The following is a 19,755-nucleotide window of genomic DNA, read 5'->3' as shown; positions in this document are numbered from 1 at the left end:
AATTTATATAATCGTACATTAATGATCTGCTAATCCAAAACTGCATACTGAACTTGATTACAAAAAAATAACACACCCCTACACAATCTGGAGCACTTTAATATGAATAATCACCTCGAAAAAAGGGTGATGCGTAAAGTGACGTTGCGCATTGTCCCTTTCATCATGCTGCTCTACTTCATCGCATTTCTCGATCGCGTAAACATTGGTTTTGCTGCTTTAACCATGAATCAGGATTTAGGTTTCTCCCCCACCGTATTTGGCCTGGGGGCTGGGATCTTTTTCCTTGGCTATTTTCTCTTCGAAGTACCATCAAACTTAATACTGCATAAGGTCGGTGCCCGCATCTGGATCGCCCGCGTGATGATCACCTGGGGTTTAGTGTCAGGCTGCATGGCATTTGTCCAGGGTACCACCAGCTTCTACACGCTGCGCTTCCTGCTCGGTGTCGCGGAAGCCGGTTTCTTCCCCGGTATCATTCTGTATCTCAGCTTTTGGTTCCCGGCGGCAAAACGCGCTCAGGTTACGGCGATCTTTATGGCGGCTGCGCCACTCTCCACCGCGCTCGGATCACCGATCTCCGCTGCATTGCTCGAGATGCACGGCCTGATGGGCTTCGCCGGTTGGCAGTGGATGTTTGTGCTGGAAGCCATTCCCGCTGTGGTGTTTGGCATCGTGGTGTTGTTCTTCCTTACCGACCGCCCGGCAAAAGCCAAATGGCTGACCGATGAGGAACGTGAGTGGCTGCAAAATACTATGCAGGCCGAAGAACTGGCGCGTGCAGCAAAACAGAGTCATACCAGCGCCTGGCGCGGGCTGGCTGACAAGCGTGTGTTAGCGCTGGCGCTGGTTTATTTCGGCACCTCAGCTGGCCTCTACACCCTCGGGATCTGGTCCCCCCAAATCATCCATAGCTTCGGAGCATCATCGCTGGAAATTGGCTTCCTGAATGCCTTCCCGGCAGTGATTGGCGTTATCGGCATGATTCTGTGGGCGCGTCATTCCGACCGCAAAAATGAACGCAGTTGGCACGTTATTGGTGCCTGCCTGCTCGCAGCCGCCGGGCTGATTTACGCCGGGAATGCCAGCACCCTGGTGGCGGTGATTATCGCACTGACCATCGTGACGGTTGGTATCAGCGCCTCTAAACCCCCGCTGTGGAGTATGCCAACGCTGTTTCTCAGTGGCCCGGCCGCTGCTGCCGGTATCGCCACCATCAACTCGATTGGCAACCTCGGTGGCTTCGTGGGGCCGATGATGATTGGCGTGATCCGCCAACAAACCGGTAGCTACACCTGGGGGCTTTACTTCGTCGCGGGTCTGCTCGCCCTGTCGGCCCTGATTGTTTTGATTCTGTCTGCCCAGGCGAATAAACCGCAGACAGTCGATATTCCACATCCTCATACACATTGATTTAACTGGAGAAATAACATGCGTAACTACTCAATTGCCGCCATCCCTGCCGACGGTATCGGCCCTGAAGTGATCTCTGCCGGTGTTGAGGTGCTCCATGCCCTGGAACGCCAGAATCCGCAGTTGAAATTTGATATCGAGACCTTTGACTGGGGTTCGGATTACTACAAAAAACACGGTGTGATGATGCCGGAAGACGGCCTGCAAACGCTGAAGAAATTCGACGCGATCTACTTCGGTGCCGTGGGCGCGCCAGATGTGCCGGATCACATCACCCTGTGGGGCCTGCGCCTGCCGATCTGCCAGGGCTTCGACCAGTACGCTAACGTGCGTCCGACCAAAATCCTGCCGGGCGTTACCTCGCCGCTGCGTAATCGTGGACCAGGCGATCTGGATTGGGTGATCGTGCGTGAAAACTCTGAAGGGGAATACTCTGGTAACGGCGGCCGTGCACACCGTGGCTTGCCTGAAGAGGTCGGTACTGAAGTGGCGATCTTCACCCGTGTGGGTGTGACCCGCATCATGCGTTACGCCTTCAAACTGGCGCAGTCTCGCCCGCGTAAACTGCTGACCGTAGTGACAAAATCCAATGCCCAGCGTCACGGTATGGTGATGTGGGATGAGATCGCCGCCGAAGTGGCACAGGAGTTCCCAGATGTGAAATGGGACAAGATGCTGGTCGATGCCATGACACATCGCATGACCGTGCATCCACAGAGCCTGGACACCATTGTCGCAACCAACCTGCATGCTGACATTCTCTCTGACCTGGCCGGTGCGCTGGCAGGCAGCCTGGGTGTCGCCCCGACTGCCAATATCGATCCTGAGCATCGTTTCCCGTCCATGTTCGAACCGATCCACGGTTCAGCCTTTGATATCACTGGCAAAGGCATCGCGAACCCGATCGCCACCTTCTGGACGGCGGTGCAAATGCTGGAACATCTCGGCGAACATGATGCGGCTGCGTTGGTAATGGAAGGTATTGAGTATGCCTGCACCAAAGGCATTCTGACGCCGGACGTGGGCGGTACGGCAAAAACCGCAGATGTGACCAAAGCCGTGGTTGAATTTATCACCTCGAAGGCCACCGTAGCTGAGACCGCATAATCATGAGAGATGAACAGGCCGCAGAGATTCTGCAAGATATCTTTCAGCGTGCTGTTGACAGTGCCCGTCCCGGGCCTGTCATTCCCCCGGCATTGCCTGAAAAACCCAAAGGTCGTTGTGTGGTGATTGGCGCGGGTAAAGCCTCTGCCGCAATGGCCGCAGCGGTAGACGCGGCCTGGCCAGATGTAGATGTCAGTGGTGTTGTAGTAACGCGCTATGGTCACGCTGTCCCTGCTGGCCGCATTCGTATTCTGGAAGCGGCCCACCCGGTGTCTGACGCCATGAGTGAAACCGCCGCGATGCTGATCGTGGAGTCGCTGCGTGGATTGACCCCGGATGATCTGGTGCTGGCGTTGATTTCTGGTGGCGGTTCGGCTCTGATGGCTTTACCCGCTCCAGGATTAACGCTGGCCGACAAGCAGGCGATTACCCGCGCATTGCTGCACAGCGGGGCAAATATCAGGGAGATGAATCTGGTGCGCCGCCATCTTTCTGCGGTCAAAGGCGGCAAACTGGCAGTGCTGGCGCAACCAGCGCGGCTGGTCACGCTCATTATCAGTGACGTTCCCGGCGATAATCCAACCGATGTCGCCTCTGGCCCGACGGTCGCCGATAGCAGCACGCCAGCGGATGCGCTGAAGGTGCTGGAACGCTATGGCATTCCGGTGGCAGAACCGGTGCGTTATGTACTGACGCAGCCACAGCGCGTACTTCCGCAGACGGGAGGTGCGGAGACGAAGTTAATTGCGACCCCGGCATTAGCCCTTGAAGCCGCTGCCGCGGCAGTGCGTCAGCATGGCCTAACCCCTTTGATTCTCGGTGACGCCATTGAAGGCGAAAGCCGCCAGGTTGCCGTCGTGATGGCGGGAATCGCCCGTTCGGTGAAACAGTATGGTCATCCGATTAAAGGGCCAGCGGTGTTGCTGTCAGGGGGTGAAACCACCGTCACGGTGACCCATGGCCGGGCGGGTAAAGGCGGGCGTAACACCGAGTTCCTGCTCAGTCTGGCTTGTGCCCTTCAGGGAGAAAGTGGTATCTGGGCGATTGCCGGTGATACGGATGGTATCGACGGGACGGAAGATGCAGCCGGTGCCATCATCTCACCGGACACGCTGACATGCGGTAAGCTGAATGGCCTGAATGCGGCCACTTATCTGGATGAACATGACAGCTACAGTTATTTCCACTCCATCGGCGACCTGGTGATGACCGGCCCCACCCTGACCAACGTGAATGATATTCGCGCCATATTGATTGCCTGACCTTCCTCCACAGCTTTCCTGGATATTCGGGAAAGCTGTTATTTTTTAAATATTCCAGGAACAATAAATAGCCAATTGTTAACGCTGCTGTGTCTGCAAGCTGCATGATTAATGAGCGAAAACATTTCTCAGGGTTGTTAAGATAAAACAAAGTGTAAATGTACCATTGGATACATTTTTGTTTTTATATATAAATCATGTAACTAGATAGATATTGATTATTCAAATAGTTTATATAAACCAGATGACGTGATCATGTGCTACCAATGCGCCTATTATGCGCCGTTACAAAATGGCAACAGGATTTCTAAGGCTATTTAAATATTAACGTCGATTCGTTAACAGTAATGAAGCGTTGTATTCCCACCAGGCAAGTGAATGATTTTCGCACGATAACGAGAAACTGAAAGCAAATGGCAAATGAACCCTGTCGTATTGGAAGGCGTCCTTTTATTATTGGGTCGCTGATTGGCATCGCCTCATTCGGGATGAAAGGCGGTGTGAGTAGTGTCTTTGCCGCAGTCCCTTCAACTGCGGATGAGTTAAAACAATATCAGCCGGTATTTTTCACCGCAGAAGAGTGGCAATTTATACTGGCCGCCTGTGACCGTTTGATCCCTGCCGACAGAGAAGGTCCCGGTGCATTAGAAACTCATGTGCCGGTTTTCATCGATAAGCAGATGCTGACCCCTTATGGCAAGGGAGACGACTGGTATATGGATGGCCCCTTCAACAGCCATGCCAGTCTGCTGTTCGGCTATCAGATGCCCTTCCCATTACAGGTGCTGTACCGCAAAGGTATTTCACTGACCAATCAATACACTCGCATCAAATACAACCAAAACTTCTGCGACCTGCCGGATAAAATTAAGGATGCCGTGTTAACCGAGCTGCAAAAAAATGTCGCTGATTTTGCGCAATTTGGCGAAGCTGATTTGAACGCAGGATATTTTTTTACCCGACTGCTGGAAAATACCAAAGAAGGCTATCTGGCCGATCCGCAATACGGCGGCAATAAAAATATGGCAGCCTGGAAGATGATTAATTTCCCCGGTGCACGCGCCAGTTTCCCGCAATGGATAAAGATCCATAACGTTAAATATCCCCTTGGCCCGGTATCTCTTAGCGGCGAGCAAGCCTGATTCTTCCTGGAAAATAAATGAAAAAGATCAATGACGCCGTCGATGTCATCATCGTCGGTTTAGGTTGGGCTGGCTCGATTATGGGTATTGAGCTGGCGCAGGCCGGATTAAAAGTGCGCGCGCTGGAGCGTGGCGAAGACCGTCTGAACAGCGATTACGCTTATCCCAAGCCAGCCGATGAACTGGCCTTCACCAAACGCCATAAAATCATGCAAAGCCCACATGATGCGGCTTTCACCATTCGCCACAACGCCTCAGAAACTGCGCTGCCGATGCGTGAACTGGGTGCTTTCCGTTTGGGTGATGGTGTGGGTGGCGCAGGTCTGCACTGGACCGGGATGATCACCCGCCCAACACCTGTTGACCTTAAAATGAAAACGTACGCCGACGAACATTTCAAATCGGGTCAACTGGATGAAGAACTGCGTATTGCTGATTTTCCTGTAAGCTGGGAAGAGATTGAGCCGCATATGGACTTTTTTGACAAAGTTTGTGGCTCCTCCGGTGAGACCGGCAACCTGCGTGGCGTGATCCAGCAGGGAGGGGATCCGTTTGAAGGTGCGCGTTCCAACCCCTTCCCCAACAAGCCACTGGAAGATAGCCTCAATGCGACGATGTTTCGTAAGGCCACCCAGGAGATGGGGCTTCATCCCTACTCGATGCCGTCGGCTGCGGTCTCTGTTCCCTATACCAACCCGTATGGTCAGCAGATTGCCCCTTGTAACTACTGCGGTTTTTGTCAGTTTTACTCCTGTCTGAACTACTCAAAAGCCTCGCCGCAAACCGCTATCCTCGACCGACTGAAGCAGTTTAAAAACTTCGACTATAAAACCCGCGCCAACGTGATCCGAGTGGAAAAACATGCCGATGGTAAAACAGCGACGGGTGTGACTTACATTGATGAAAATGGCGACGAGATATTTCAGCCCGCCAGCATCGTAATCCTGTCGACCTTTGGCCTGAACAATGTGCGCCTGTTACTGAACTCCTCAATCGGCAAACCCTACAACCCCATCACCGAAGAAGGCGTAATTGGTCGTAACTATACCCACCAGTATGGCGGCGGATTTACCCTGTTCTTCGATAACCTTGAGTTCAACCCATTCGCGACGGCAGGGCCAACTGGCTCGGTGATCAGCGACTATGGCACCGGTAATATTGATACGGCGGCGTTGGGTTTTATTGGTGGTGCGAAAATCTACAGTTCACAGCCGACCGGCACGCCGATGGCAGCCGCCGTGAAGAAAGGCGCGCCATCATGGGGCAGCGGCTGGAAAAAAGCGCTGAAAGAAAGTTACGGCCATTCGATGGGCGTCAAGCTCGAAGCCAGCAATATGGCAACGCGTGGCAACTATCTGGACCTCGATCCGGTGTACAAAGATCGCTTCGGTATGCCTCTGCTGCGTGTGACTTACGATTATGTGCAAAACGATCTGCGGATGTTGCAGTACCTGAAAGAGAAAATGGAGGCGATTACCAAACACCTCAATCCAACTCAGTACTCGCATAACATTCTGAAGATGGATAGTCATTTCGCCAGCTCGCCGAACTATGTCAACACGCATAACGCCGGTGGCGCCATTATGGGCGATAACCCTCGCACCTCCGCGCTCAACCGCTATCTGCAAAGCTGGGATGTTCATAACGTTTTTGTTATGGGCGCCAATGCTTTCCCGCAAAACTTCTATGCCAACCCCTCGGCGATGGTCGCCGGACTGGCGTACTGGTCAGCAAAAGCGATTCGCGAACAATATCTGAACAACCCCGGCCCATTGGTGCAGGCATAAGGAGATAACCATGAAACTGCAACTTCATTATCTGCTGATGGCTGGCCTGATGAGCACGGCGGCGCAGGCAGCTGACAATCAGGATGCCGCGCTTATCGCCAAAGGGGAATATCTGGCGCGCGCCGGGGATTGCACCGCCTGCCACTCTATTGCTGGTGGTAAAGAGTTTGGTGGTGGCCTGGCGATTGACAGCCCGATGGGAGTGATCTACTCCACCAACATTTCACCTGATCCCGAAGCCGGTATCGGTAAATACACCGAACAGGAATTTGCTGACGCGGTGCGCAAGGGTATTCGTCGCGATGGTAAGCATCTCTATCCGGCGATGCCCTACCCGGATTATCGCGGAATTACCGATGAAGATATTCACGCGTTGTATGTCTATTTTATGAAAGGCGTAAAACCTGTAGCTGAAAAAGCACCGGAAACGTCATTAATGTTCCCCTTCAGCCAGCGCTGGGGCATGTGGTTCTGGAATGTTGCGTTCACCGAGGATAAGCCGTTTGAACCCCGCCACGCTGTGCCTGACGATATCAATCGCGGTAAATATCTGGTGGAAACGCTCGGTCACTGCGGCAGTTGCCATACCCCAAGGGGCATCGGCATGCAGGAGAAGGCCCTGAATGAATCCAGCGACAAGTATCTCGCGGGTGGGGAATTAAATGGCTGGCCAGTGCCGCCCCTGCGCGGTATGCCAACCTGGAGTATCCAGAACATTACCGATTACCTCGCCACAGGCCGTAATGACTTTGCCTCAGTGGGCGGGGAAATGACCGGTGTAGTTGAGCACAGTATGCAGCATATGAATGATCAGGATCTGCACGCAATCGCGGCGTATCTCAAGTCATTACCTGCGGATACCCCGGTGATCAATCGCCGCGCTGATGCACAACAGGCGACACAGAAAACCGCTGATTACCTGACCCAGGGCCATAATCTTAATGCCGGACAGATGTTGTACATGAATAACTGCGAAGCCTGCCACTGGACCGACGGCAACGGTGCCAAAGGAATATTCCCGCGCCTGAACGGGGGTGATGTGGTGGTAGCGGATAACCCAACCGGTTTAATCAACATCATCCTGCAAGGGGCTCAGACCCCTTCGACACCGAAAGCGCCTTCTGTGATGGCGATGCCGGGCTTTGCTTCCCGACTGAGTGATGAACAGGTGGCGCAACTGGCAACATTTGTGCGTAGTGGCTGGAGTAACGATGCACCGACCGTGACGGAGAAAGAGGTGAAGAAGGTAAGGGAAAGCCTGGCTAAACCGTAATGTAATCCCCATAGCGGTACGATTTATCGCGCTGTTTTAAAAGGCGTGCGATAAATTGCGCCGCTACACGGACCGTCTTTTACTCCCCTTTAATCACGCGCAATCCGCCATATGACTGGCAAACTGGCATCATTTCCAACGTGTTGATATTCACATGCGCAGGTAGATTGCTGACCCACCAAATGGCTTCAGAGATATCTTCCGGCAACAGGGGTTGCGTATTGGCATACGTCTGTTCAACGCGCCCGGCATCACCTTTGAACCGAACATCGGAAAACTCAGTTCCACCGACCAGCCCTGGCTCAATATTGGTAACACGTACCGCTGTACCCGCTAAATCGGTGCGTAAATTCAGGCTGAACTGCCGCACGAAAGCCTTTGACGCGCCATAGACGTTGCCACCCGCATAGGGCCAACTGCCCGCCGTCGAGCCGAGATTAATAATATGGCCGCGATTGCGTGCAACCATCCCCGGTAAAACCACCCTTGTTACATGCACCAGACCTTTGATGTTGACGTCAATCATCCGGTTCCAGTCGTCGATACTGGCCTGTTGAGCAGGCTCCAGCCCCAGTGCCAGCCCGGCGTTATTAATTAGTACATCAATGTCCCGCCATGTCAGCGGCAGTTGTTCCAGCAGGCTATCGACAGCCAGTGAATCACTGACATCCAGCTTGAGGGTGAAAACGTTGTCTCCGGCAATGGCTTTAAGATCATCAAGACGTTCCTGCCGCCGCCCGGTAGCGATCACCCTGTGACCCTGTTGCGCATAGCGCAGTGCCATATCCCAGCCGAATCCGGCGGTGGCTCCGGTAATTAAAATAAGCATGACAACTGTCCTGTTAATTAGAGATCTTTAAATAAAACACCGCCGCGAGACTTGTGTTCTTTGTCCGTTTCAATCAGAGAAATAACAATGTATTCATCTTTAACCGGCAGCGCGTCTTTCACCGCCTGATAAATTCCATTCATCAATTTTTTCTTTTGCTCAGCGGTACGCCCGCTCACCATGTGCACAGTAATTTCTGGCATTTTCTTCCCTTATTTCTTTGGCATAATAAACTGACCGACCAGACCCGCTGATGCCAGAACGTGACCTTTCAATTGCGACATGACGGCATCTCTCGCCAGCCCTTTTTGCAGCGCATCCGGAGCAAAATCGGTAGCAATTAAGGTGAAGTTATAGTTGTGAATATCACTATTCACCGGTGGGCAAGGGCCGGAATAACCCTGAACATTCTTACCATTAGTGCCAGCGGTATATCCGACAACGCCGGTCAGATCCCCTTTAGCAAATTGATGGCGACTGCTGTCGATACCGTAGCCAAGAAAATGGGTCATGCCCAGACCATTAGCTCCCTGCGGATCTTCAATCAGCAACACATAACTTTTGGTGTTGGCGGGTGCGCCACTCCAGCTCAGCTGCGGTGAAACGTTCTGCCCCGGACACTGACCACCACCGCCCATCGCAACAGGTAACTTTCCTGCATTGTGGAACTGGTTTGAGTGCAGCGTAAAGGGTGCAGCCAGCGCCCCTGCTGAACATAACATCAGGCCTGCAAATAATCCTGTATGAACGCGTGATAACACGGTTTTCTCCTTTCTTACTGATTATAAATCGATGCTTTTAATATCGGGTACGGCAGCCAGTAACGGATCGGTTTCTGCAATCAGACGTTTAAAATGGGTTTGCTCGAAGTGAAATTGGATGGCCTGTTCGCCCTGCCACTTTTCGTGGATGAGAAAGATATGATCATCTTCCGTACTCTTATAAACATCGTAATGAATACATCCCTTTTCTGCGCGGCTGGGTGCGATACAGCGTTCAATCGCTTCATATAACGCCTCCCCCTTACCTTCCTGCGCAATAAATTTGGCAATAACCAGCTTAATATTTCCGCTCATCAGGTTTCTCTCGTGTAAATATGATTTAAATCACCGTACCGCTGCTGTTAAAAAATCGGCGGGTGCGATTTTCCAGTTTGTGGTTTGCCGCTCTTTGCAGCGTTTCCGCATTGATCGCCGATCGACAGACATCCCAGCTGTTGCCCTTGGGATAACAGGCCAGAACCAAAAAATCATGGCTGCTATGCATCAGGCGCTGACCCGTCCCTGCCGGTAAGAAAATCACATCACCAGCGACGGCCGATACCACCTCGCCGTTATCGCCACCGATCTGCAACTGACCGTTACCCGCCGCCACGACAAAAATCACATGCGTGTTGCTGTGGAAATGCTGATACCCGAAGGGTTTACCCTGCCATTGCTGCGTCCATCCGGCCTTAATCAACCCGCCCACAGCCGTCTCCGGCTGTGCCATGTGGAAATGCATAGCAGGTAAGGCAGGATTATTGGGCACCCACCCATCAGCCGACAGACGCCATTGATTGACCAACTGCATTGGCATCGCGTTTGAACTGTCTGCGGCCTGCACGGCAAGAGAGGGTAAAAGGAAAGCCAGTAGCGCCGAGTGCTGCAAAAAGTTGCGTCGGGTGAAGTGAGCCATATCCCTTCCTGAAATATTGTGGTCTGCCAGTACCGGAACAGATTGCAAAATCAACCATCCGGTCTCATCATAATACCTAGATAAACTAGGTATCAAGGCAGCCTAAGTCAAGCTAAGATAACGGCGAAGTTTGTATCTATCTTTGTAAGCGGAAAATGACCATGAGAAGCAGTGCTGACGACAATCTGAAGAGCCATATTGAAATGGTCATACTTGCCGCGCTGGAGCGTGGCCCCAGTCATGGCTATGCGTTAATTGAATTGATCCACCAGCTAACTGATGGCGTCCTCTCCTTCCAGGAAGGTACGGTTTATCCGCTACTGCACCGCATGGAACAACGCGGTCTGATTGGTGCCGAATGGGAGATCGCGCCATCCAAACGGAAACGTCGCGTTTATCAACTGACCAAAGAAGGTCAGCAGGAGTTGGTGAAAAAACGCGAAGCCTGGGATAGCTACTCCCTGGCTGTCTCCTCTTTATTGCAGAGGTCATAATGTCCACGCTGACTGAACTGCCAGAACCTGCGCAACGCTATCTGCTGGAGTTAAAGCATGAACTCAGTTTTGAGCAGAAATATGCAGACAACATCTGTCTGGAGATCAGTGAGCATTTTTATGAAGCGGTGGAATGCAGCAACGATTCCCCAGAACAGGCGGCTCTGCGCGTGACGCAACGTTTTGGTTCCCCACAGAACCTGGCCGCTGAATTTGCTGTGGTATTGATCACGCGTAAACTGCGCAACACCTTATTGATCAATCTCGGCATCATTATCGCCATCGTGTTTGCCGTGTTTACCTGTCTGACCAATCACCACGGTGGGCCAGCGGTGATCACTGCTGCACTCAGTGGTTGCGTCACCTGGGCGGGTCTGCTGGCGATTCACCGCAATCAGCTTGAAGGGGTGCGCCTGTACCACTGGCTGTGTACCCCGATGATCGCTTGCCAGATGACGTCATGCGCCCTGCTACTGGCGCTGCTGTGGAACATTTTTAGCTCCCCCAACAGCTCCCTGTACTACCATTCTTTCGAATCGGCGGCGGTTGTGATCCTCGCCGCACGTATGCTTCATTTGAAATTACGCAGCCGCAGCATGTGCGCACTGTGGAAGAAAACCGCGCAGCATTAACGCGTTTCCAGCGGCACCTTACGCGTCGGAGGTGGGAAGGCTTCGTTCATCGCGTTGAGGTCCGTCGCTTGTAACTGCACACCCAATGCGGCGGCATTCTCTTTAATATGTGCCGCCTCACCTGACTCCGGTATGGCGATCATATTGCCGTTACGGATCACCCAGGCGAGGAGAAGGGTGGAGGGTCCGGTTTGGTATTTAGCTGCCAACTGGGTGATTAACGGATGGCGCAGCAGCGATGCTCCTTCACCACCCAGCGGGGAGTACGCCATCATCGGCATACGATGCCGGTTACACCAGGGGATCAAATCAAACTCAATGCCACGACTCGCCGGATTATAAAAAATCTGATTAGTTGCACAGCGATCACCGTTCTCGGTAGCAAACAGATCCTCCATATCGCTGACATCAAAATTGGAGACGCCCCACGCCTTAATTTTCCCCTGCTGTTTCAGTTTCTCAAAACCTGATACCGCTTCAGACAAGATACTGCTGAAACGCCAGTGCAGCAGGTAAAGGTCAAGGCAATCGGTGTTGAGTCGCTTCAGGCTGTCGTTACAGCTACGCTCCATCATCAGGCGATTAGCATGGTAAGGATAGATCTTTGATACCAGATACACCTTATCGCGCAGGCCATCAATCGCTTGGCCAATCAGCGATTCAGAACGGCCGTCACCGTACATTTCGGCGGTGTCGATCACCTTCAACCCGCTATCAATACCGGCACGTAACGCATTGATTTCCGCCTGTGCGCTATGCCTGCCCTGGCCTAAATGCCAGCTCCCCATACCAATAGCGGGAACTGTCTGACCGTTAAGAGTGACTGTTTTCATGCAATGTCTCTTTGAGGGGATAAAAGGTTTTCTCTTCAAGTTGTATCTGTTTACGACCCAGCCACTGGCTGTTGACCAGCCAGATCAGCGAAAGGGGTAAGGCCAACCAGAGCAGCATGCCGCCACTCATACCTGCCGCATTCATTGCCGCCCAGCTCCATGCTCCCACCTGGTCACCGGTACGATACACAGCGGTATCGATCACGTTTTTGGCTTTGTATTTGTCTTCGCGTTTTAACACCGTGAACAGGACTTCGCGTGCCGGGCGCGCCAAGGCAAAATTACTGGCACGCCTGAGCACCGAGAACATCACAATCGAAGCAGCCACCGGCCAGAGCGACAGGCTGGCAAATCCCAGCAGCGTAATGACTGGCAGCAGACCGAGTACCAGCTTCGTGCCATAACGCGCCATCAGGCGGCTGGTGATAAATAACTGCGTCACCAGCGTCAGCACATTCACCACCAAATCAAGGGTGGCAAAAAAGGCGGTACGATCGCTGTCATGTTGAAAAAGGTGGTGTACCAGGTCGGCCTGGCGGAAATAGATCAACGTCGAAGTGACGGAGTAGAGCAACATATACAGGCAGATGTTCAGCAAATAGGGAGATTGCGCGATGCGCACAATGCCTGAGAACACCCCTCCGCCCAGCGGTTGCGTCTGGACTACGCCATCATTGGCCTCATCCGCCAGATGAGTCACGCTGTTTAGCCGTTTTACGCACATCACGGCACATTCCAGCAACACCGCCGCCAGCACGAACAGACCGATGGTATTGAAACGATGGACCAGCAACGCGGTGGTGGCCGATCCAACTATCGCACCCAACGTTGCCCCGGCGGCCATCATGGCAAACAGCCGACTGGCACGTTCACGCGAAAAGATATCGGCCACCAGCGACCAGAACACCGACACGACATAAAGGTTAAAAACCGACAGCCAGACGAAAAACACTCTACCCAGCCACACCTGCGCATCAACCGGTAGATAAAACTTCAGCACAGCAAAAATCAGTAAATGGCTGATAAAAAAGCGATACACCAGGGGAATGAGCTTTTTGCGCGGGAGTTTTCGGGAGAGCGCCGCAAAGGGCAGATTGAGGGCCAGCATTGCCAGTAATGTGGCAGTGAACAGCCATTGCAGATTGTGCATCCCACCATCAATACCAAAGGTGTCGCGGATTGGGCGCAGGACATAATAGGCAGATAAAACGCAGAAGATGTAGATCATACAGATCAGCAGCGCGCTCACTTCCTCTGCTTTGACGGGTGTCAGACGTAACCAGAAAGGCACCTTTGACTGACGGACAGGTTCAGTCGGCTGATTGCCCATAACGACTCCTGATTCATAAGGATTCCATGTCATCAGGTATCAATCCGGATGACCCACTTACCTAGATAATCTAGGTAAGTGGGTTTTCACTGTCAAGGAATTGTGACCTGCTTCACAGCAGGTCATTTAACTGAAGGGAAAATCAGACCTTATCAGGCAGGGCATAAGCAATGACTTCATCACCCTCTGGCGTCATCATGCCGTGATGACCGCCCGCCATGATGATCAGGAATTGCTGACCATTGACCTCATAAGTCATCGGCGTCGCCTGCCCGCCAGCCGGAAGTTCATCTTTCCATAATGTCTTACCGGTTTTCACGTCGATTGCGCGCAAGTAGTCATCGGTCGTTGCACCGACAAAGGCCAGGCCACTTTGCGTGGTTAAAACACCGCCGTTATTCGGCAGACCGATTTGCAACGGCAACATGGAGTGCAGTCCCCAGGGGCCGTTACGTTCTGCGGTACCCAGTGGACGATCCCAAAGCGTCTTACCCGTCGCCAAATCAATGGCTTTGATCATGCCAAACGGCGGCTGTTTACAGATCACGCCGATATTGGACACCCAGCCGGTGTTAACATCCTGACCGTAAGGCAGACCGGCCTGGGGACGATTGCGTCCCGGCGGTGGTTTTTTATAACGCGAGTCACCCAGCCAGAACACGCCCATTTCGTCATCTTTTGCGCGAGGCACCAGACGCGAATAACTGGGAAGATCGTTATAGTTGGAGATGATGACACCATTGTGCACATCAACTGAGATGCTGCCCCAGTCTGATCCGCCGTTGTTACCCGGATATTCAATCCAGGGTTTATCCGCGCTCGGTGGCGTAAAGATGCCCTGATAGTTAGCTTCACGATACTGGATACGGCACACCAGTTGATCGATGGGCGAAATACCCCACATCATTTTTTCTGTCAGGTCTGGTTTCTGTGTGTGGCTGTACAGTGAACGAGGCTGGGTCTTAGCACGTTCTTCTGGCTCCACACCACCCTGTGGAGCTGGTTGTTCCTCGACCTTATGCAAAGGTATCCCGGTGCGACGATCCAACACCCAGAGATCCCCCTGCTTGGTGGTCTCAATCAGCGCCGGAACCGGGCCTTTATCAGTAGGGAAATCCACCAGACTTGGCTGCGCGGGGGTATCGTAGTCCCAGACATCGTTATGCACGAACTGATACACCCAACGCGGTTTACCGGTGGTGACATCCAGCGCTGTTATCGAGGAACTGTATTTACGCTCTTCCGGGGTACGAGTGGAGCTGTAGTAATCCCCCGCCGAGTTCGCCATCGGCAGATACACCAGCCCTAACTTTTCATCGGCCACAGCCGTGGACCACATATTTGGCGTACCAAGTGAGTAGGTTTTACCCGCTGGCGGTGTGGTGGTGATATCCGGTTGTTCCATATCCCAGGCGAAGCGTAACTGACCGGTCACGGCATCATAACCACGCACCACACCAGAAGGTGCATGGCGTAGCTGACCGTCCATCACCTGTTGGCCGGTGACCACCACGCCTTTCACCACTGTCGGTGCCGCGGTGACGGAAACGATACCCGCAGGCCATTTCCCCATACCCTCCATCAGATCGACAAAGCCGTGATGACCAAAGTCCTGGCACAGTTCACCGGTACGGTCATCCACCGCCGCCAGTTTAGCATCCAGCGTCCCCACAATGATGCGCTGCGAGCAGGCCTGATCGGCAGGGACTGCAGGATTTTCATAGTAAGCCACACCACGACAGGCCGAGTTGGGCGGGGAGGATTCTGCCGGAGTTTGCGGATCGAACATCCATTTCTGTTTACCGGTAGCGGCATCGATCGCAAATACTTTATGGCGGATGGTACAGCCATACACCACATCACCAATTTTAATGGGGGTAAGTTCGTTACCAAAATTCGGCGTATGTGCTTCACCGGTGTGGTACATCCAGACACGTTTCAACTGGCTGACATTCTGGGGTGTGATCTGCGTCAGCGCAGAGAAGCGCTGTGCACCGTGACCACCACCATAGGTCGGCCAGTCCTGCGCTGCCGGTGTGGTGGCACTGTCGAAATAATTACCTTCCGGCGTCGTCGCCGCTTCAACCGGATAGGGCTTTTGCGCCAGTGGAATGGCAATTGCCAGCCCCACCACTGTCACCACCAGTAATCCCACACCATAACGTCGATAAGCGCGTGAGCCGTCTGCGCGGCGGGCTGGCATCAGCACCACAGTAATAATCAGGAATAGCAGAGCCAGATCGAGGCGTGGCACCAACGCCCACCCGTCCAGGCCCGATTCCCAAAGTGACCACACCAGAGTGGCAAGGAAACTGATCAGGTACAGATACAATCCGCTCGCGCGACGCAATACCGCCAGCAAACCAGCAACAATCCACACTACCCCCATCACCAGGTAGTAGGGACTGCCAGAGAGTCGAACCAGTTTAAAGCCCGGCACAGCAAGGACGGCACCGATGAGAATCAGCAAGATGCCAAATCCCACCATGCACCATCCGCGCCAACCTGAGATCCTGGTATTTCCTTCAAGTGATGAATTCATGAGTAATCTCAATACGTAAGTTGATTACAGGCTGGCGGTGCGAAATCTTGCAGATGCGAGAAGTAAGAATTGCTGCCGCCAGCACACTTACATGTCTGCAACATTAAAAGATTGTTGTTGTAACAATTAACGACATGCCTTTATAATCTAGGTATGCAAGGAAGAGACTGTCAATAGATTTTTCAGATAAAAAATAGACATAACCACATGATTAAATTGGTTTTTATCTATATTTTTTGTGGGGATTGCTCACTTTGATGACCGTTCGGCTGATATGTATTTTCACCCGAACGGGGTAACAGGAGAGGTGTGGATCACACTCTTTGTTGTTTAAACAACCATGCCCGTGCGGCATTGATATAGAAAAACTTACGTGCAGACGCCATATGATCAACGCCTTTAAAGGTCAAAAAGTGATGTTCCCGCCTTCATCCAGGTAATGCGTTACCTGTTTAGTCAGCTTCTGCTGATTATTAACCGGGAAAATCAGTGTCGGATCCAGCAATTCACTCGGGCGAGTCACCTTCGCGCCGCCCTGTTCCTGTAAGTATCCCTGCTTTAGTTCCAGGCACTTTTTGAGACTTCGGTTTTATCAGCCATCAGCCGGTATTCTTCCGGTGTCAGATTATTCAGAGATTCATGAGGTCGCTGGCTGTTATATTCCATCAGCCAGCGATCTGTAATTTCCCGCGCTTCATTCAGTGTTCTGAACAGGTAAAAATCCAGGATTTCTGTCCGGTATGTCCGGTTGAACCGTTCGATAAATGCATTTTGCGTTGGTTTACCCGGTTTAATAAATTCGAGCTGTACGCCGTGTTCTTCTGCCCACTGTGCCAGTGCTAATGAGACAAGTTCGGGTCTGTTGTCCATCCGCATCTTCAGCGGGTAGCCACGGTTTATCACGATCCTGTCCAGAACCCGAACGACACGCTGAGCCGGGATATTCAGATCGATTTCTATCGCCAGCGCTTCACGGTTAAAATCATCCACCACATTAAAGGTCCTGAAGCGTCGGCCACAGACCAGCGCATCGTGCATAAAATCGACAGACCAACTCTGGTTTAACGCTTCTGGCGTCGCCAGTGGTGCCGGGTTACGCACTGGCAACCGCTGCTTTCCCTTACGACGAAACAGATACCTGCCGAGTTCCCGTTTTATCGCTGGTTTTAAAGCTTTTTTTCGATAACGTCCTTCAGTGCCCGACACTCGAGACTGAGATCGGCAAACATCTGTTTGAGACGTCGGTTTTCATCCTCCAGATCTTTCATCTTTTTGATATCAGAGGCTTCCAAACCGCCGAACTTTGCTTTCCAGTTGTCGTAAGTAGCCTCAGAAATACCCGCCTCACGGCAAACGTCTTTCACCGTTCTTCCAGCTTCAACAGACTTCAACACGGCGATGATCTGGTGTTCGGTGAATCGTGCTTTACGCATGGCAATCTCCTCCGGAAACATAAACAGTATGTCGGAAGATCTCTAAAAGTGAACGGTTCGTTTTGCAGGGATACTTACACCCCCACTTAAATACGGTGCAAATTGCCGATGAACAGATGCGAAGCACCTACTTCAAGAATGACTACTATGGCGAGTAATGGCAGGATTTCAGCATAACCACTATGGGGAGTAACCACCATTCCGAGGATGACTACAGTGGTGAGAATCGGATGATCAGAGTGATACTCACAGGTTATTTAATGTGCGGGATCTATATTTTCAATAAACGTCGACCCTCAATGTTAGTGAGCACTAACACTAGTTGTATAAAGGCCTCCCAAGTTAGTAAGTACCAGGGGGGTTATGAAAAGTGAAGATAATGTGCTTCACCTCTATCTCTCTATAGTGGTCATATTTGCCACGTGTTTAAGTCTTCTCTCTCTCTGCAGCGGTTCCCTTCCAAGGAGAAAAATGACCACTATAGAGAGTAAAAAGACTGCTGTAGCGAGTCACTAGCCTGAATATGTTCTGAGGATAGAAGGCAAAAGACTGCTGTAGCGAGTAACAACTCACTACAGCAGTGGGGGGACTAGTTTCAGCAGATTGATGCTAAGCCTGGTCAGCTTTTTTGGTTTTCCTGATGGTTTCTAAGATGGCAAGCTCCTCATCAGAGAGCATAACCATTTTGCCTGCCGGTTCTTCCTTCGTTTTCTTCGCTCTCGCAACCGGCTTCGCCCTCACCTTCTGCTTAACCGGAACGATATCCATCTCACCATCAAGATCGTCCTCTCCGAGTTCAGGAAGACTCATAGGGATATTCGCAGGTCTGAGCTTGGGCTGTCGATAATGAATGGAGAAGTAGACGGTACTGGCCCGCTTAAACTCAGTGTAATCGAGGTAGCCAATCTCCTTGAGCTGCTCCATCGCCTTTCTGACCGTTGCATATTGGGTGTTTGGTCGCGAAGTCAGGTTTAATCGCGCCTGTAAGCGCTGCATGGACACAGGTGCAGGATCCGGGGGCAAACTCTCGATGAAGGTGTAAAGCGCCTGAGCGGACTCTTTACGCGCCAATTCGTTAATAGCGCGGAGCTGGAGGAGTACCTTGCGATCAAACTGATACAGTTCGAAGATCTTGGGATCCGCCTGCAAAGTGACAGTGTCATTTTTCACGCTGTATTTTGCCGACTGGACAAGGTGCGTAACGTAATACTCCCCTTCTTTATTGGTAAAGTGGATGGTATTCGTCGCAATACGCGTCAGAGAGGCTTCCAGACGCGTTCTGAGCTTCGCAGAAGAACGAAGTGATGGGATGCCGCAGAGTTTGGCAAAATCGACGAAAGGCAGCGTAACGCTGTCTCCCAGCACCTTGTACTTGGCAAACGCATGAATGATGCCAACCCATGCTTTAAAGTCGTTGTCCATATCAAGCCGCGCGCCGGTGATCTTGATATTTTCATACCCTTCGGCCTTAACGATCGTCAGCTGCTTCAGCTCATCAGTAACATCCATGGTGGATAACTGATTTTTTCTGCCATTCGCAGTGGATTTGAGGGTCGGAACGAAGAGTCCCAGCCTCATTAACGCTACCGGCTGAACGGTGTTATTACTGTTCGGCGTGAGGTGCACAACCTCGCCGGTTCGTTTATCCGTTTCACTGAAGGCCTCAGCTATCAGTTTGTTTTCTTGTTCTTTTTTCGGCATTTGAAAAATCCGTGATCTGAACAAGCGATGATCGCCGTTACTCGATATTGGGGATACTAGCACTCACTACAGCGGTTATTCTACTCGCTACAGCAGTTTAATTGCTCTCCATAGTAGTCTTTTAACTCACTACAGAGGTCTTCCCTACTCGCTATAGTAGTCTTATTTTTAACTAATCATATATAAATCAGAACGTTGTAAAAATCACAAAGCAATGGCAAAGCTACAATAACAAACAGATCGTTTAGCGGATCCTGGTTAAAGATGATTTTTGATGGCTCTTTTGATGATTTTGCTTCG

General features: G+C 51.9%; 17 protein-coding genes and 2 pseudogenes. 8 read left to right on the top strand and 11 right to left on the bottom strand.

What is annotated here, in order from left to right:
* Positions 1–102: 102 nt before the first annotated feature.
* The 6 genes from AC6I8W_RS25080 to AC6I8W_RS25055 all read left to right on the top strand — a co-directional run bounded on the left by AC6I8W_RS25080 (position 103) and on the right by AC6I8W_RS25055 (position 7,984).
* The gene (locus AC6I8W_RS25080; RefSeq protein WP_497839269.1) at positions 103–1,413 is read left to right on the top strand and encodes an MFS transporter; all 1,311 of its coding nucleotides are present in this window, start codon (positions 103–105) and stop codon (positions 1,411–1,413) included.
* 18 nt (positions 1,414–1,431) lie between these two features.
* Positions 1,432–2,520 carry a tartrate dehydrogenase gene (locus tag AC6I8W_RS25075; RefSeq protein WP_021183859.1) on the top strand — a complete coding sequence of 363 codons (1,089 nt, stop codon included), beginning with the start codon at positions 1,432–1,434 and terminating at the stop codon, positions 2,518–2,520.
* 2 nt (positions 2,521–2,522) lie between these two features.
* Positions 2,523–3,782 carry a glycerate kinase type-2 family protein gene (locus AC6I8W_RS25070; RefSeq protein WP_497839268.1) on the top strand — a complete coding sequence of 420 codons (1,260 nt, stop codon included), beginning with the start codon at positions 2,523–2,525 and terminating at the stop codon, positions 3,780–3,782.
* Positions 3,783–4,195: 413 nt separating this feature from the next.
* Positions 4,196–4,924: a gluconate 2-dehydrogenase subunit 3 family protein gene (locus AC6I8W_RS25065; protein ID WP_497839267.1), complete on the top strand. Its 729-nt coding sequence runs from the start codon at positions 4,196–4,198 to the stop codon at positions 4,922–4,924.
* A 17-nt stretch (positions 4,925–4,941) separates the two neighbouring features.
* Positions 4,942–6,711, top strand: a complete 1,770-nt coding sequence (locus AC6I8W_RS25060) for a GMC family oxidoreductase (RefSeq protein ID WP_497839266.1) — start codon at positions 4,942–4,944, stop codon at positions 6,709–6,711.
* A 10-nt stretch (positions 6,712–6,721) separates the two neighbouring features.
* A complete protein-coding gene (locus AC6I8W_RS25055; RefSeq protein ID WP_497839265.1) occupies positions 6,722–7,984 on the top strand; it encodes a c-type cytochrome in 1,263 nt (420 codons plus the stop codon).
* 79 nt (positions 7,985–8,063) lie between these two features.
* On the opposite strand, the gene ydfG is transcribed toward AC6I8W_RS25055, so the two are convergent.
* Genes ydfG through AC6I8W_RS25030 form a run of 5 tightly spaced genes read right to left on the bottom strand, consistent with a single transcriptional unit; the run spans position 8,064 to position 10,490 of the window.
* Positions 8,064–8,813 (bottom strand): bifunctional NADP-dependent 3-hydroxy acid dehydrogenase/3-hydroxypropionate dehydrogenase YdfG, encoded by a 750-nt coding sequence (gene ydfG, locus AC6I8W_RS25050; protein WP_497839264.1) that lies wholly within the window; start codon positions 8,811–8,813, stop codon positions 8,064–8,066.
* Between the two features lie 17 nt (positions 8,814–8,830).
* Positions 8,831–9,016 carry a tautomerase family protein gene (locus AC6I8W_RS25045; protein WP_497839263.1) on the bottom strand — a complete coding sequence of 62 codons (186 nt, stop codon included), beginning with the start codon at positions 9,014–9,016 and terminating at the stop codon, positions 8,831–8,833.
* A 9-nt stretch (positions 9,017–9,025) separates the two neighbouring features.
* Positions 9,026–9,574 (bottom strand): YbhB/YbcL family Raf kinase inhibitor-like protein, encoded by a 549-nt coding sequence (locus AC6I8W_RS25040; RefSeq protein WP_497839262.1) that lies wholly within the window; start codon positions 9,572–9,574, stop codon positions 9,026–9,028.
* Between the two features lie 21 nt (positions 9,575–9,595).
* Positions 9,596–9,889, bottom strand: coding sequence for a putative quinol monooxygenase (locus AC6I8W_RS25035; RefSeq protein ID WP_497839261.1), 294 nt, complete (start codon positions 9,887–9,889; stop codon positions 9,596–9,598).
* Between the two features lie 25 nt (positions 9,890–9,914).
* Positions 9,915–10,490, bottom strand: coding sequence for a cupin domain-containing protein (locus AC6I8W_RS25030; protein ID WP_497839260.1), 576 nt, complete (start codon positions 10,488–10,490; stop codon positions 9,915–9,917).
* Positions 10,491–10,651: 161 nt separating this feature from the next.
* On the opposite strand from AC6I8W_RS25030, the gene AC6I8W_RS25025 reads away from it, so the two are divergent.
* Together AC6I8W_RS25025 and AC6I8W_RS25020 are read left to right on the top strand one after the other, a co-directional pair.
* Positions 10,652–10,984 (top strand): PadR family transcriptional regulator, encoded by a 333-nt coding sequence (locus AC6I8W_RS25025; protein ID WP_497839259.1) that lies wholly within the window; start codon positions 10,652–10,654, stop codon positions 10,982–10,984.
* Complete coding sequence (locus AC6I8W_RS25020) at positions 10,984–11,616, top strand: hypothetical protein (RefSeq protein ID WP_497839258.1); 633 nt, start codon at positions 10,984–10,986, stop codon at positions 11,614–11,616. Before AC6I8W_RS25025 ends, AC6I8W_RS25020 begins: the two co-directional genes overlap by 1 nt.
* Here AC6I8W_RS25020 and AC6I8W_RS25015 read toward each other — a convergent pair.
* From AC6I8W_RS25015 to AC6I8W_RS24990, 6 genes and pseudogenes are all read right to left on the bottom strand, one after another.
* On the bottom strand, positions 11,613–12,449 hold the full coding sequence (locus AC6I8W_RS25015; RefSeq protein WP_497839257.1) for an aldo/keto reductase: 837 nt from the start codon (positions 12,447–12,449) through the stop codon (positions 11,613–11,615). The two genes, AC6I8W_RS25020 and AC6I8W_RS25015, sit on opposite strands and share 4 nt — an antisense overlap.
* Entirely contained in the window at positions 12,430–13,779 is a 1,350-nt protein-coding gene (locus AC6I8W_RS25010; RefSeq protein WP_497839256.1) for an NTP/NDP exchange transporter, read from the bottom strand. The genes AC6I8W_RS25015 and AC6I8W_RS25010 overlap by 20 nt, the downstream gene beginning before the upstream one ends.
* Positions 13,780–13,921: 142 nt before the next feature.
* Positions 13,922–16,267, bottom strand: coding sequence for a membrane-bound PQQ-dependent dehydrogenase, glucose/quinate/shikimate family (locus AC6I8W_RS25005; protein ID WP_497839255.1), 2,346 nt, complete (start codon positions 16,265–16,267; stop codon positions 13,922–13,924).
* Positions 16,268–16,635: 368 nt separating this feature from the next.
* A pseudogene (locus AC6I8W_RS25000) lies at positions 16,636–16,862 on the bottom strand (peptidase); the annotation flags it as partial.
* A gap of 17 nt (positions 16,863–16,879) precedes the next feature.
* Positions 16,880–17,754 (bottom strand): annotated as a pseudogene (locus AC6I8W_RS24995) (IS3 family transposase).
* A gap of 609 nt (positions 17,755–18,363) precedes the next feature.
* Complete coding sequence (locus tag AC6I8W_RS24990) at positions 18,364–19,455, bottom strand: RepB family plasmid replication initiator protein (RefSeq protein WP_497839254.1); 1,092 nt, start codon at positions 19,453–19,455, stop codon at positions 18,364–18,366.
* Between the last annotated feature and the right edge of the window lie 300 nt (positions 19,456–19,755).

It is taken from the genome of Pantoea sp. X-Soil-TKNS-1211 (assembly GCF_059730495.1).
Note: the sequence above shows the minus strand (reverse complement) of the source record. Positions and strands in the feature narration are given on the sequence as shown.

What these genes read in the sequence shown, in the direction of transcription:
- AC6I8W_RS25035 (WP_497839261.1), bottom strand. Translation starts at nt 9,889, where the DNA reads ATGAGCGGAAATATTAAGCTGGTTATTGCCAAATTTATTGCGCAGGAA.
- AC6I8W_RS25020 (WP_497839258.1), top strand. Translation starts at nt 10,984, where the DNA reads ATGTCCACGCTGACTGAACTGCCAGAACCTGCGCAACGCTATCTGCTG.
- AC6I8W_RS25045 (WP_497839263.1), bottom strand. Translation starts at nt 9,016, where the DNA reads ATGCCAGAAATTACTGTGCACATGGTGAGCGGGCGTACCGCTGAGCAA.
- AC6I8W_RS25065 (WP_497839267.1), top strand. Translation starts at nt 4,196, where the DNA reads ATGGCAAATGAACCCTGTCGTATTGGAAGGCGTCCTTTTATTATTGGG.
- AC6I8W_RS25015 (WP_497839257.1), bottom strand. Translation starts at nt 12,449, where the DNA reads ATGAAAACAGTCACTCTTAACGGTCAGACAGTTCCCGCTATTGGTATG.
- AC6I8W_RS25055 (WP_497839265.1), top strand. Translation starts at nt 6,722, where the DNA reads ATGAAACTGCAACTTCATTATCTGCTGATGGCTGGCCTGATGAGCACG.
- AC6I8W_RS25030 (WP_497839260.1), bottom strand. Translation starts at nt 10,490, where the DNA reads ATGGCTCACTTCACCCGACGCAACTTTTTGCAGCACTCGGCGCTACTG.
- AC6I8W_RS25070 (WP_497839268.1), top strand. Translation starts at nt 2,523, where the DNA reads ATGAGAGATGAACAGGCCGCAGAGATTCTGCAAGATATCTTTCAGCGT.
- AC6I8W_RS25060 (WP_497839266.1), top strand. Translation starts at nt 4,942, where the DNA reads ATGAAAAAGATCAATGACGCCGTCGATGTCATCATCGTCGGTTTAGGT.
- AC6I8W_RS25025 (WP_497839259.1), top strand. Translation starts at nt 10,652, where the DNA reads ATGAGAAGCAGTGCTGACGACAATCTGAAGAGCCATATTGAAATGGTC.
- AC6I8W_RS24990 (WP_497839254.1), bottom strand. Translation starts at nt 19,455, where the DNA reads ATGCCGAAAAAAGAACAAGAAAACAAACTGATAGCTGAGGCCTTCAGT.
- ydfG (WP_497839264.1), bottom strand. Translation starts at nt 8,813, where the DNA reads ATGCTTATTTTAATTACCGGAGCCACCGCCGGATTCGGCTGGGATATG.
- AC6I8W_RS25010 (WP_497839256.1), bottom strand. Translation starts at nt 13,779, where the DNA reads ATGGGCAATCAGCCGACTGAACCTGTCCGTCAGTCAAAGGTGCCTTTC.
- AC6I8W_RS25080 (WP_497839269.1), top strand. Translation starts at nt 103, where the DNA reads ATGAATAATCACCTCGAAAAAAGGGTGATGCGTAAAGTGACGTTGCGC.
- AC6I8W_RS25075 (WP_021183859.1), top strand. Translation starts at nt 1,432, where the DNA reads ATGCGTAACTACTCAATTGCCGCCATCCCTGCCGACGGTATCGGCCCT.
- AC6I8W_RS25005 (WP_497839255.1), bottom strand. Translation starts at nt 16,267, where the DNA reads ATGGTGGGATTTGGCATCTTGCTGATTCTCATCGGTGCCGTCCTTGCT.